We start from the raw sequence: 13,170 nt of genomic DNA, 5'->3' as shown, positions 1-13,170 counted from the left end.
CGCGTGCGCGGGGGGCAGGGTTAGTCGCGCTTCGCGGGGCGCGTGCGAGCCAGGGCAGTCACACCTGCGGCAAGTCCCACCAAGCCGGCAGCGAGACCGAACCAACCCGCCGTCGAACCTCCGTCAGAAGAGGCAGACGACGTGGCTGAAGCCGGGGCCGGCGTCGCTGAAGCAGTAGTTGCCGCATGGTGATCCGCTGCCTCGGCGTCCTTTGCCGTGGTCACGAAGGAGGGCGCCGGGTGCTCCGGCTCAGCCTGTCCGTCCACCGCTTTCTGGTCCCATGCCACCACCGTGCCGTCCGTGTAGCTCTGCGTCGCGGGGAGGGTGATGGTGGTACCGGCGTCAGGCAGGACACCCACGGAGATCGAGAAGGTTTGGTATTCGTTTTGGCCGATCTGGTGCGCGGCGTCCGCGGTCCACACCACTGAGCCGGGCGCCTTGGTCACCGTGGCTCCATTGACCGTGACGGGCTTGGGCAAATCGGCGGTGACAACCTGCGCGGTCCAGCCTTCCACGGGCTTCACGGACACGGAGTTAAAAGGGGTGTCAGTGGGCAAAGCTACTTCAAGCTTGTTGGTCTTTGCCGTGGCCGACTCGTTGGGGACGCTGAACGTCAGGTGGGTGTAACCACCGGCGGCGGTGTCTTCTGGATCCACATGAACGTGGGCTGACGCAGCTGCTGCTCCCGCTGCGAGGATTCCGGCAGCCAGGGTGGCAACCGAGAGGGTTTTCAGGGTACGGCGAAATGAGGTCTTCATGGCAGGGATGCCTTTCACAGAACGAGTGATGGGAGCCCGGCCGGGCAGTGGCCCGGGCCGGCGGTGCTGTGCCGCCTGATCCTGTTCCTGTGAGGTGCTCCCTCAGTTGAGTGGGATGCAGGGTCAGACGGCGGCCATCATCGCCGGCGGACCTCGCCGCGCTGGTATCCGCCGGGCCAACTGGTCCCGGGGAAGAACGATCGGGGGCGTGCACGGCCCAGGCACGCGGGCCGGGACGATCACGCACGGCTCGGGCAGCTTCATCAACGGCCTGAGCCAGGCCGTCAACGCCCATAGGGCCCGTTCGCCGCGGGCAAGAACCACCGCGGTAACAATTGTGGCGAGTGCGTGGGCTGCGAACATCTGCCAGTCATCGGCAGGAGCCTGGACATGGTTTCCCGACCCAAAGGCGGCCAGCATCGGGCCAGCGGCATGGTGGCCGTGGCCGGAGACCGGGGCCGCTCCAGCGGGAGCTGCGGAAAGGGAATGAAAAGCCCAGTGCAACCACGCCTGTCCGGCGCCGAGAAGGCCTGCCAGGGCGGGGAAGGACAATCGGAACTTGGTGAGGATCGCGACGGGCAGCACCGTCAAAGCGCAAAGTCCCAAGAGAATTGCAGGGTCAGGAAGCGCTCCGCCGCCAGCCAGGTGGCCGCCGGCAGCCAAGCCGAAAATAAGGGAAGCGATGACGGCTGTGCGGAGCAACCGGAAAGAAGCACTCGTCTTCATGGGTGCTCCTTCCCGGTTCTCAGGTCCATCACATACTACTTAGCGCGCGGGCCGGCCCATGGGACGTTACGCGGTCTTGCCGACCGATCCGAGCTGCTGGGCTGCTTCGACGATGCGCGCGGCCATGCCGGCCTCGGCCGAAGCGCCCCAGACGCGGGGATCGTAGGTCTTCTTGTTGCCCATCTCGCCGTCGATCTTCAGGACACCGTCGTAGTTGGCCAGCATGTGACCGGCCACCGGACGCGTGAACGCGTACTGCGTGTCGGTGTCGATGTTCATCTTGATCACACCATAGGAAACAGCGTCCGCGATCTCCTGCTCCGTGGAACCCGAACCACCATGGAAGACCAGATCAAACGGGTTTTCCTTGCCGATCTTCGCGCCAACCTCGGCCTGGATCTGCTTAAGCAGTTCCGGGCGGAGCTTCACGTTGCCCGGCTTGTACACACCATGCACGTTGCCGAACGTCAGCGCCGTCAGGTAGCGGCCGTGCTCACCCGCACCCAGCGCCTCGATCGTGGCCAGGGCATCCTCGGTGGTGGTGTAAAGCTTCTCGTTGATCTCGTTCTCCACACCGTCTTCCTCGCCACCAACAGTGCCGATTTCAACCTCGAGGATGATCTTCGCAGCAGCGGCACGCTCCAGCAGTTCACGGCCGATCCGCAGGTTCTCCGACAGGGTCTCGTGCGAACCATCCCACATGTGCGAGTTGAAGATCGGATCCTTGCCGGCCTTGACCGCTTCCTCGGAAGCAGCCAGCAACGGCAAAACGAAATCCGCGAGCTTGTCCTGCGGGCAGTGGTCCGTGTGCAGGGCGATGTTGACGTTGTAGTTCTTGGCAACTTCACGGGCGAACGCGGCGAACCCGAGCGAACCGGCCACCATGTCCTTGACCGAAGCGCCGGACCAGTAGGCTGCCCCACCGGTGGAAACCTGGATAATGCCATCGGACTCGGCCTCGGCGAAACCGCGGATCGCAGCATTCAGAGTCTGCGACGACGTCACATTGACCGCGGGGAAAGCGAAACCGCCAGCCTTCGCACGATCGATCATCTCGGAGTAAATCTCTGGGGTTGCAATGGGCATGGTGACTCCTATGCTGGGCTTGCTCGAAGCCCAAAGTTAGTCGGCGACGACGCCGGTGGTTTCGAAAGCGGCGATTTTGCCGATCCGGCGTTCATGGCGTTCGGCGTTGGTGAACGGCTCGGCCAGGAATGCCCTGATCAGCTCCGTTGCCTCCTCCACCGTGTGCTGGCGACCCCCGACAGCCACCACGTTCGCGTCGTTGTGTTGCCGGGCCAGCACTGCCGTGTCCAGGTTCCAGGCCAGCGCCGCGCGCACGCCTTTGACCTTGTTCGCGGCGATTTGCTCTCCGTTGCCGGAACCTCCCAGCACGATCCCCAAGGCGTCCACGCCTGCGGCCTGGTCATTGACGACGGCGGTCGCGGCCTCGATGCAGAAGGACGGGTAGTCGTCTTCCGGGTCATAGGAGGTGGGACCGTGGTCCACCATTTCATAACCGCTGGCAGCAAGCTCGCTGATGAGGTGCGAGCTAAGCTCCAGCCCGGCGTGGTCGGTTGCGATGTGAACGCGCATCAGTGGTCCTTCAGGCTTTCTGGAGTTCAGGGGTGGTTGATTTCGAGGCGAAGGCCAGCTGCCCGTTGGCCCGCAGGGACTCAATCGCGTCCGCAGGCGACGGCTTGCCGTACACGGCTGAGCCGGCCACGAAGACGTTGGCCCCGGCTTCCGCGGCGCGAATGATGGTTTCCTCGGTGATTCCGCCGTCCACCTGGATGGCAACGTTCACGCCGGAGCCCTCCACGGCCTCACGGGCGCGCCGGATCTTGGGGAGGACGACGTCCAGGAAGGCCTGGCCGCCGAAACCCGGTTCCACTGTCATCAGCAACAGCATGTCCAGTTCCGGCAGCATGTCCAGGTACGGTTCCACCGGGGTGGCCGGACGCAATGCCATGCCTGCTTTCGAGCCCCTGGCGCGGAGTTCCCTGGCGAGTTTGATGGGAGCCATCGCCGCCTCAACATGGAAAGTCACGGAAGCCAGCCCGGCGTCGGCGAACTGCGGAGCCCAACGGTCGGCGTCGGCGATCATCAGGTGGGCATCGAGCGGCACGGGGCTGACCTTCTGCAACCGTTCCACCACAGGCAGGCCGATGGTCAGGTTCGGCACGAAGTGGTTGTCCATGACATCCACGTGCACGGCATCGGCGTTGCTGATGCGGGCCAATTCGACCTCGAGGTTGGCGAAGTCGGCCGAGAGGATGCTGGGGTTGATACAGCATTTCAAGGATGAAGCGGACATGGTGTCTGCCTTTCGGTAAACGGTCAGAGCTTGCAGTAAAGGGCGTGGAGACCCCGGCAAGGGGGTCTCCACGCGATGGTGCCGGTACACAGTGCTGTTCGCGAGAGGTGCACTGTGCAGGGGCGCCGGGGAGGAAGACTCAGGCAGCTTTCCGGGCAGCGGCGAGGGCGCCTTCGACGTCGGCCAGCAGTTCTTTCCAACTGGCCACGAACTTGTTCAGGCCCTCGGACTCAAGGATGGAAACCACCAAGGCGTAGGAGATGCCCTGGCTCTTGAGCGCATTGAGGACCTGGTTGGCTTCGTCGTAGGTCCCCGAAATCGTGTCACCGGTGACAACGCCGTGGTCGAACGTGGCGTCAAGCGTATTTTCCGGCATGGTGTTGACCACTCCGGCAGCGGCAAGCTCGGTCACATAGAGCGTGTCCGGGTAGGCCGGATCCTTGACGCCAGTGGAGGCCCACAGGGGGCGCTGAGGGCGTGCCCCTGCCGCAGCCAGGACGGACCAGCGCTCCGTGGAGAACAGTTCCTCGTAGACCTGGTAGGCCAAACGGGCGTTGGCGACTCCCGCCTTTCCTTTGAGCGCCAGGGCGTCGGCGGTGCCCATGGCAGTCAGTCGCTTGTCGATCTCGGTATCCACGCGGGAGACGAAGAAGGACGCCACGGAGTGGATCTTGGAGAGGTCGTGGCCGTTGTCCCTGGCCAGCTTCAGGCCGGTCTGGAAAGCATTGATGACGGCGCGGTAGCGTTCCAGGGAGAAGATGAGGGTCACGTTGACGCTGATGCCCTCAGCCAGGGTGGCCGTAATGGCGGCCAGCCCTTCCAAGGTTGCGGGGATCTTGATGTGGACGTTCTCCTTGTCCACCTTCTTGTAGAGGCGCTTGGCCTCGGCGATGGTGCCTTCGGTGTCCCACGCCAGGCGGGGGTCCACCTCGATGGACACACGGCCATCAACGCCGTCGGTGGCAGCGGCGATCGGAGCGAAGAGATCGCAGGCGTCGGCCACATCCGCGGTGGTGATCTCGAAGATCGTCTCTTCAACGCTGGCGCCCTTCGCCGCGAGCTCGGCGATCTTTGCCTCGTAGTCCTTGCCGGAGGTGATCGCGGCCTGGAAGATGGACGGGTTCGTGGTGACACCAACAACGTTCTTTTCGTCGATGAGCTTCTGCAGGCTGCCGCTGGACAGCCGTTCGCGGGAAAGGTCATCCAACCAGATGGAAACGCCTGCGGCGGAAAGCTGCGCGGTGGGAGTTGTGGTCATGGCTTGTGTTCATCCTTCGAAAGTCGGGGCAGGGACGGAGGCGCCGCGGGACGCCTTGCGTACAAGCGCGGCGCCGCCGCCCCTGCAGGGGTGTTAGTTGTTGGCTGCGGCCAGGGAGTCCTTGGCCGCGGCGGCTACGGCTTCGGCGGTGATGCCGAATTCGTTGAAGAGCCGCTTGTAGTCGGCCGAGGCGCCGAAGTGTTCCAGGGAGATGGAGCGGCCTGCGTCGCCAACGAATTCGCGCCAGCCCAGGGCCAGTCCGGCTTCAACGGAAACGCGGGCCTTCACGGCGGCCGGGATGACGGACTCGCGGTAAGCCTCGTCCTGCTTGTTGAACCACTCAACGCAGGGCATGGACACAACACGGGCTGCGATACCTTCGGCCTGGAGGGCTTCGCGGGCCTGCACGGCGAGCTGGACCTCGGAGCCGGTGGCGATCAGGATGACCTGCGCGTCAACGGTCTGGCCGTCCTTGGAGGCTTCGGCCAGGACATATCCGCCCTTGGCCACACCGGCGGTGGAAGCGAAGGTGTCACCGGATGCTGCGCCTGCGCCGCGGGCGAACGTGGGAACGTTCTGGCGGGTCAGGACAATGCCGGCCGGGTTCGTGTGGTTCTCCAGAATGGTCTTCCAGGCGATACCTACCTCGTTCGCATCGCCGGGACGGACAACGTCCAGGCCCGGGATGGCACGCAGGGTGGAAAGCTGCTCCACGGGCTGGTGGGTGGGTCCATCTTCGCCCAGGCCGATGGAGTCGTGCGACCACACGTAGATGGACGGGACACCCATGAGGGCGCCGAGGCGGATGGCCGGCTTCTGGTAATCGGAGAAGATCAGGAACGTTCCGGAGAACGCACGGGTGCGTCCATGCAGGGAGATACCGTTCACGATCGAGGCCGCGGCGTGCTCACGGATACCGAAGTGCAGAACACGTCCGTACGGGTTGCCCTTCCACGTGTCGGTGGAACGGGAGGCCGGGATGAACGACGGCGAGCCTTCGATGGTGGTGTTGTTCGACTCCGCGAGGTCGGCCGAACCGCCCCAGAGCTCGGGAAGGACCGGACCGATGGCGTTCAGGACCTTGCCGGAGGCGGCGCGGGTGGATACTTCCTTGCCCGCTTCGAATACGGGCAAAAGATCGGCAAGTCCGGCCGGAAGCTTCTTGGCCTCGATGCGTTCGAGCAAGGCCGCGCCCTCGGGGTTGGCATCCTGCCAAGCGCTGAAAGCCGCGTCCCACTGCTCGCGGGCAACCGTGCCCCGCTCAACAACCTTGCGGGCATGTGCCAGGACTTCTTCGTCAACGTCGAAGGACTTGGCCGGATCGAAACCGAGCACGGTCTTCAGTGCTGCGACTTCCTCGGCACCCAGTGCAGAGCCGTGGATCTTGCCGGTGTTCTGCTTCTTCGGTGCCGGGTAGCCGATGATGGTGCGCAGCGAGATGATGGACGGCTTGGTCGTCTCTGCCTTGGCCGCGAGCAGTGCGGAGTACAGTTCCTGGAGGTCTTCGACGTAGTTGCCGGTCTTGGTCCAGTCCACGCGCTGGGTGTGCCAGCCGTAGGCTTCGTAGCGCTTGAGGACGTTCTCGGTGAAAGCGATGTCGGTGTCATCTTCAATGGAGATGTGGTTCTCGTCGTAGACCACTACGAGGTTGCCCAGTTCCTGGTGCCCGGCAAGCGAGGACGCCTCGGAGGTCACGCCTTCCTGGATGTCGCCGTCGGAAGCGATGACCCAGATGGTGTGGTCGAACGGCGACTCGCCGGCGGGAGCATCGGCGTCGAACAGGCCGCGTTGGCGGCGCTGGGAGTAGGCGAAACCTACCGAGGACGCCAGGCCCTGGCCCAGCGGGCCGGTGGTGATTTCCACACCGGCGGTGTGCTTGTACTCGGGGTGGCCCGGGGTCAGCGAGCCCCAGGTGCGGAGGGCCTCAAGGTCCTTCTGTTCCAGGCCGTAGCCGGAGAGGAACAGCTGGATGTACAGGGTCAGGGAAGAGTGGCCCGGGGAGAGAATGAACCGGTCACGGCCGATCCAGTCCGGATCCCGCGGGTCGTGGCGCATCAGCTTCTGGAACAGCAGGTACGCCGCCGGAGCCAGGCTCATCGCCGTACCAGGGTGGCCGTTGCCGACCTTCTCCACGGCGTCAGCAGCCAACACGCGGGCCGTGTCAACGGCGCGCTGGTCCTCGGACGTCCAGTCGAGCGTTGCGGTTTCAGGATCTGCGTTACTGAAAGTCAGCACCGTGCTTGCTGTTGGATTCACGATTAATCCCCTTTGATGTGGTCGTCGGCCAGAGCGGCCGCATTCATGCTTTGTGGTTGGTACCCATATTCCCGAAATAAAAGGGTAGGAGTAACACTGTTTTCTGACAGTTTTTGACTACACTTTTGGACAGGGTGCTTTTTCGCCCCGGTAGGTTTCGCACTGTCGCGCAGCCACCAATGAGCCCAGCAAGGAATTTGCCATGTCCCCTTCAGACCTTCCTTGGCCGCTGCTGCGTTCCGTGGCAGCCCTGGCCGATGCCCCCTTGTCCCAGATCGCTGAACGCCTGCGCGAAGCCACGCTCCCCGCAGTGGGAAGCAGCGCGCTGGTCATCTTCACCGAAGACTGCACTGGCCGTCCGCAGAAAAAAGCCGGCGCGGAAAACATCACTTCCCACGTCTCCATCGCTGAACTGGACACGCTCCGCGCTGCCCTTCCGGACGACGGCCCCTGGTTCGGCGAGGCCGAACTCGCCGGCGAGCCCCGGCATGCCCTGGCCCTCAAGCACGCCCCCAGCAACGCGCTGCTGGTGATCACGGACCCCCTTTCCACCGGTCCGGACAACGCCTACCTGGACTTGGTGGGCTACCTGTGGGACATCACCGCCAAGCGGATCCAGGAGAAGGTGGCGGATGCGCCGCCGTCGTACTTGCTGGAATCGCGGGCGGCCTCAGCCGAACGCATCCGCGTAACCGCCGAATTGACCGACCTGCATTCCACCACCCTGGAAACCCTCCTGGCCGCCTTGCGTTCGTCCTCCCTGGACGCCGCCACCGCCCGCACAACCGTCACCGACCTCGCCGCCAGGGCACTGGTGGGACTTCGCACCCACAGCGACCGCACCACGGATTTGGTGAAGGAACCGGTGGCTAAAGCCTTTGAACGCCTGCGCGAAGACCTGCGGCCGCTCACCAGCTTCAGCGGCATCGAGGTCCAGTTCATCGAGCCGCCGCTGAACGGCAGGGCCCTCCCGGGCGAAGTTGCGCACGCGGCACGGGCCATCGTCCGCGGCCTCGTTTTGGTCATGATGGAACAGCCCGATGTCACCAGGATCCGCACGCACTGGGATTGCGACGGCGAGAACCTGCTGATCAACGTCCGCGACGACGGCGGCGGGGCGCTCACAACCGAGGACCCGAACATCAGCCGTTTGGACCGCCGGGTCCAAGCCCTCACCGGACAGTTGCGCATGGACGTCATGTCGGGCTGGGGTGCGGACGTGTTCGTTTCCCTTCCGCTGGACCTGCCTGCGCGCCCGGCGGGGGATGTCGCCGGATGGAACCTTGCCGCCCGGGAGCTGGAAGTGCTCCAGCACCTCTCCTCCGGGCACCGCAACCGCACCATCGCCTCGTCCATGGGCATCAGCGAGAACACGGTCAAGTTCCACGTGCGGAACCTCTTCAAAAAGCTCGACGTCGGATCACGCACCGAAGCGATCGCGCTGGCCCACAGCCACGGGTTGCGGCAGTCGTAGCTCCCCGGATCGGGGCACGGAAAGAAGCGGGGCGACGATGTCGTCCCGCTTCTTCTGTTTTCAGGAGTGCAGGCAGCCCGCGGCTGATCAACTACACCAAAGCATGGGTTGTTGTTGGCGAACGCTAGGCCGCCGGCCTCGTGGCGTGGCCGCCAAACTGGTGGCGCAGCGCGGAAACCATCTTCATGGCCGGGGAGCTGTCCTCACGTGACGCGAAGCGGGCAAAGAGCGCCGCTGTGATGACAGGAGCGGGTATGGCGTTGGCAATGGCCTCCTCCACAGTCCACCTGCCTTCGCCGGAATCTTCTACGTAGTCACCGATGTTGCGCAGGCCCGGGTCTTCTTCCAGGGCCTTGACCAGCAGATCGAGGAGCCAGGACCGCACTACTGTGCCCTTTTGCCATGCGCGGAAGGTTCCGGGCAGGTCGGTGATGATGGCCTTCGACTCGAGGAGCTGGTAACCCTCCGCGTATGCCTGCATCAGGCCGTACTCGATGCCGTTGTGGACCATCTTGGAGTAGTGGCCTGCGCCGATTCCACCGACGTGGACAAAGCTGTCCGCACGTTCACCGCCCGGCCTCAGCGCGTCAAACAACGGAAGGGCGCGCTCGATGTCCTCCGCGTCCCCACCGACCATCAGGCCGTAGCCGTTCTCCAAGCCCCAGACCCCTCCGGATACGCCGCAGTCCGCAAAGCGAATGCCGCGGGCTGCCAGCAGCTCACTGTGTTTCTGGTCCTCTGTGAAACGGGAGTTGCCGCCGTCAATCACCAAATCGCCGGGCGCGAGTTTCTCGCCCAGCTCAGCAATAACGGCTTCGGTCACTGCGCCGGCGGGAACCATCACCCAGATGATCCGGGGCGACGGCACCTCCGAAAGGAGTTCGTCCACCGATGCCACATCCGCGACCTTCGGGTTCGCGTCGTAGCCGGTGACCTCCACCCCGCCGTTGCGCAGCCGTTGGCGCATGTTGAATCCCATTTTTCCGAGACCGATTAATCCGATGTGCATGGTGTAACTCTTTCTTGGGTTGGGGTGGGGTTTTAGGCGGTCATGGTGGCGAACATGAGGGCCATGATGGTTGCGCCTGTGGCTTCGAGTCCGTGTTCGGTGCGGTTGGTGGTGTGGTGGTTGGTGGTGTGGTGGTTGGTGGTGGGTTTGCGGCGGCGGAGGAGTTGGAGGAGGAAGAGTGCTGCGGCTGTGCCGAAGATGATGGTGAGGGTGATGGCCAGGGTGGGGGTGTTGTCGAAGGCTGTTCCCGTGGCGGCGGTGGTGGTGTGGTGGTTGTGGGTGTGGGCTGCGCCGGTGGTGGTTGGGGTGGGGTTTGTGGTGGTGGGGGTGGTCATCATGGTGATCATGAGGGCTGCGGCGGCCATGGTGAGGGCGTGGTAGGTGCATTTGAGGCGGCCGTTGGTGCCGGCGCAGAAGGTTTTGTAGTGGGGGCGGGCGACGGCTTGGATGATGAACCAGAAGGTGGCGCCGGCCAGGAGGAGGATTTGGATCAGGGTGGTTCCGGGGGCGGCGTTCCAGAGCATGGCGGCCATGAGGGTGTGCATGAGTGCGTGGAGGCCTTGGTTGATGCGGTCCGTGGTGCGGCGGCCGGGGCGGAGGGCCTGCAGGAGGTGCCAGGTTCCGCTCAGGAGCAGTACCACGGTGAGGGTCCAGGTTATGGCGGGGATGTTGAACACGTGGATCACTCTCTCGCTACTGGGGTCAGGAATGGGGGTAGGAACTGCTGTGGAAATATTGCTGGCGGAAGGGGCGGCCGGTAGCCAGGCTAAATGCCGACCGCCCACCCCTCAGCCTCAATCGTTGGAGATTGAAACCAGTGCCGCAGCGTCACTTTCTGCATCATTTTCAGTAAGGCTGACAGCCGTGGCTTTGTTGTTCTGGCGCTTCAATTCGTGCTGGGTGAACAACCAGATGGGCAAATACAACGCCAGCACGATGAAGCCCACCCAGGTGGAGGCCCAACCGACTTCAAGGCTGTTCAGATAGACGACGCCGATCAGGCAAAGAGGCACATTGAACAATCCGAAAGTCAGGGCTACGTTCTTCCATCCCTTGGGCGCTTTGAAAGGCCTTGTCAATCCACTGAATTGCGGATCATTCTTGGATTTAACATAAGCGAAGAGACTGATTCCGTGGGCCAGCGTGTAGCCAATAGCCGAGGCGGCCAGGATTGCCGCCGCATTTCCCATGGAAATCAGCACCACGTTGAAGACCGCAATGACCAACATGGCAACCCACGGAGTTCCGCGGCGGTTCGTTTGGCCCAGCACCTTGGGAAGGTTGCCTTCCGCGGACATGGAGTGCATGGCACGGGAAGAACCCAGGAAAGCGGTTTGGATGATCAGAATCATTGCGGCGATCAGCATGATGATGGTGATCATGGTTCCGGCCTGGCCGAAGACGGCATTGGCCACCGGGATCAGGGGCGATACTCGCTCGGCAATCACACCGTCAACGCCCAGTACGCCGATCACGGCGGACTGCAGCAAGAGATACAAAACCAGGCAGATGATGCCGCAGGCCAGCAGAGCCTTGGGAACATCCTTGGACGGGTTCTTGTATTCAGGGCCGTAGATGGCTGCCGTTTCCCAGGCGCAGGCACTCCACTGCGCAATCCCAAAGATGCCGAAGAGCATCAGGATATGGTGCACGTCCCAGGACCAGTCCGCCGGCCACCAGTTGCCGGTGATGTTGGCCATGTCAACGTGACCGGTCGCAAAAGGAGCCACAGCCAGGATGAGCAGGGGAATCAGCGAAATAGCCGCCAGGATATAGCCCAGGATGGCGCCGTCCTTCAGGCCGAACCAGTTCACCACAAACAATCCCGCGAACATGACCACACCTGAGATCAATGCGAGCTGATATTCGGTGAAGGTTTCGCCCAGGATCGGGAAAAGCCCGTGAAGGTAATTTCCTACCAGGATGGCGAAGATCGCCATGATCGGACTCCAGCCAAACCAGTAGCTCCAAGCGGTGAAGCCACCAATCAACTTGCCTTTGTCATACTTGCCTTTGTAGTTTTCGGAACGAAATACGTGTTGCGCGAAGCCAGGTAAGCCCGAGGCCTTTGGGAAAGTCGTGGCCATTTCGGCGTACGCGGCGTTTTGGATAAAACCTTGGAGGACAGACAGCCCCCAGATAAGGATTGCTGCAGCAGACAGATACAACGGCATGTAACCCAATGATGGCAAAATCAACAAGGGCACACCCAAGGCAATAGCCATACCCTGTTTCCAGTTGATTGACCTTTTCAGGTGGTCGGCTCCATCCATACGGTTTTCGCTCATGACAATCTTCCTTTGACAACGATGTCGGTTTTTGGGATGCCGGCCCCCCGCCGGCGCGTTCGAGATACACCGCGCCGCCCGGAACGTCCAAGTACGCGGCAAGGTTGTGGGATAGGGACGGACTGTCCTCAAGGTCCCGCACGCTGAAATTCGGTGCTGAAAGGCCGAGGTCCCGGGGAAAGCCGTAGCGGCTGGGCCGTGCGGCGTCCCCGGGACCTCGTTCAAACGGTGTTCAGTCAGTTACTGCTTAGAGCTGGCGGATTGGCTGTCATTCGCCGGTGTGGCAGCAGGTGTCGTTGGTGGTGGTTTGGGTGGTTCCTGAGGGGAGGTTCAGGGTGGGGTTTTGGTTGAAGAAGCCGTGGGGTTCGAGCATGAAGCCGATGTTTTGGCGGGGCATCACGGGCCAGTCTTCGAGGCGGACGACGTGGTGCATGCCGAAGGTGTACCAGACCACGAGGTCCTGGTCCACGATGTTCCGGTCTTTTTGGGTCCAGATGTGCAGTCCGTCGTCGGCGCCGGTGGCTTGGTTCGGGTATTCGCCCGCGGCGAAGCGTTCGGTCCGGTCGTAGGCGGTGACCCAGAGGTTGTTCCGGGCGAACTGGGCGCGTTTGGAGACGTAGGACTCGTCTCCGGCGGCCAGTTGGATGCCGTTGGTGGGGATCAGCCGGTACGCGACCGGTTCGTTGACGATGTTGGTTTTCTCGTGGTTGGCGATCTTCCAGAAGCGGTGCTTGGCGGAATCGGTTTTCCGGATGGCTTTCTGTTCGGTTTCGAGCAAACGGTCCACGGCTTTGAACGCGGTGTGGGTGGGGTTGTGCTCGGGGTATTCCATGTCCACTTCGTAGACGGCGTTCTTGACCCCGTCCAGTTCGAAGTCCATGCGGACGTTGAACATGTGCTGGTGGATCGGTGCGTAGAGTCCGTCGTTGTTCAGGGACTGACCGTAGGGGCTCTTCTCACCGGGTTGCTGCCCGGCGGTGGAGAGGATACCGGTGGCCTTGACGAGGAACTCGATGGACCCGTCCAGGAACAGGTGCCAGTAGAAGGCGTATTCGTAGTTCGCGACCGTGGCGATGAAGGAGAT

General features: G+C 63.0%; 11 protein-coding genes and 1 pseudogene. 1 reads left to right on the top strand and 11 read right to left on the bottom strand.

Features of this window, described 5'->3' with window-relative positions:
• Positions 1–20: 20 nt before the first annotated feature.
• The 7 genes from ACFRJ9_RS06840 to tkt all read right to left on the bottom strand — a co-directional run bounded on the left by ACFRJ9_RS06840 (position 21) and on the right by tkt (position 7,315).
• Positions 21–758 carry a YcnI family protein gene (locus ACFRJ9_RS06840; protein ID WP_377665777.1) on the bottom strand — a complete coding sequence of 246 codons (738 nt, stop codon included), beginning with the start codon at positions 756–758 and terminating at the stop codon, positions 21–23.
• A 123-nt stretch (positions 759–881) separates the two neighbouring features.
• A complete protein-coding gene (locus tag ACFRJ9_RS06835) occupies positions 882–1,484 on the bottom strand; it encodes a hypothetical protein (protein WP_377665775.1) in 603 nt (200 codons plus the stop codon).
• 66 nt (positions 1,485–1,550) lie between these two features.
• Positions 1,551–2,570 carry a class II fructose-bisphosphate aldolase gene (fbaA, locus tag ACFRJ9_RS06830; protein WP_377665773.1) on the bottom strand — a complete coding sequence of 340 codons (1,020 nt, stop codon included), beginning with the start codon at positions 2,568–2,570 and terminating at the stop codon, positions 1,551–1,553.
• A 36-nt stretch (positions 2,571–2,606) separates the two neighbouring features.
• On the bottom strand, positions 2,607–3,080 hold the full coding sequence (locus ACFRJ9_RS06825) for a ribose-5-phosphate isomerase (RefSeq protein ID WP_377665771.1): 474 nt from the start codon (positions 3,078–3,080) through the stop codon (positions 2,607–2,609).
• Positions 3,081–3,090: 10 nt separating this feature from the next.
• The gene (gene rpe / locus ACFRJ9_RS06820) at positions 3,091–3,801 is read right to left on the bottom strand and encodes a ribulose-phosphate 3-epimerase (protein WP_377665769.1); all 711 of its coding nucleotides are present in this window, start codon (positions 3,799–3,801) and stop codon (positions 3,091–3,093) included.
• A gap of 139 nt (positions 3,802–3,940) precedes the next feature.
• The gene (gene tal / locus ACFRJ9_RS06815; RefSeq protein ID WP_377665767.1) at positions 3,941–5,059 is read right to left on the bottom strand and encodes a transaldolase; all 1,119 of its coding nucleotides are present in this window, start codon (positions 5,057–5,059) and stop codon (positions 3,941–3,943) included.
• A 93-nt stretch (positions 5,060–5,152) separates the two neighbouring features.
• Complete coding sequence (gene tkt, locus ACFRJ9_RS06810) at positions 5,153–7,315, bottom strand: transketolase (RefSeq protein ID WP_377665765.1); 2,163 nt, start codon at positions 7,313–7,315, stop codon at positions 5,153–5,155.
• A 202-nt stretch (positions 7,316–7,517) separates the two neighbouring features.
• Here tkt and ACFRJ9_RS06805 point away from each other — a divergent pair, with 202 nt between their 5' ends.
• A complete protein-coding gene (locus ACFRJ9_RS06805; protein ID WP_377665763.1) occupies positions 7,518–8,789 on the top strand; it encodes a LuxR C-terminal-related transcriptional regulator in 1,272 nt (423 codons plus the stop codon).
• A 124-nt stretch (positions 8,790–8,913) separates the two neighbouring features.
• Here the strand turns inward: ACFRJ9_RS06805 and gnd are convergent, their stop codons facing one another.
• The 4 genes and pseudogenes from gnd to ACFRJ9_RS06785 all read right to left on the bottom strand — a co-directional run.
• Positions 8,914–9,798 (bottom strand): phosphogluconate dehydrogenase (NAD(+)-dependent, decarboxylating), encoded by an 885-nt coding sequence (gnd, locus tag ACFRJ9_RS06800; RefSeq protein WP_377665761.1) that lies wholly within the window; start codon positions 9,796–9,798, stop codon positions 8,914–8,916.
• 32 nt (positions 9,799–9,830) lie between these two features.
• The gene (locus tag ACFRJ9_RS06795) at positions 9,831–10,475 is read right to left on the bottom strand and encodes a DUF5134 domain-containing protein (protein WP_377665759.1); all 645 of its coding nucleotides are present in this window, start codon (positions 10,473–10,475) and stop codon (positions 9,831–9,833) included.
• A 117-nt stretch (positions 10,476–10,592) separates the two neighbouring features.
• Complete coding sequence (locus ACFRJ9_RS06790) at positions 10,593–12,086, bottom strand: APC family permease (RefSeq protein ID WP_377665757.1); 1,494 nt, start codon at positions 12,084–12,086, stop codon at positions 10,593–10,595.
• A 268-nt stretch (positions 12,087–12,354) separates the two neighbouring features.
• Positions 12,355–13,170 (bottom strand): annotated as a pseudogene (locus ACFRJ9_RS06785) (tyramine oxidase); the annotation flags it as partial.

This window comes from Paenarthrobacter sp. NPDC056912 (genome assembly GCF_042786555.1).
Taxonomy (GTDB): domain Bacteria; phylum Actinomycetota; class Actinomycetes; order Actinomycetales; family Micrococcaceae; genus Arthrobacter.
Note: the sequence above shows the minus strand (reverse complement) of the source record. Positions and strands in the feature narration are given on the sequence as shown.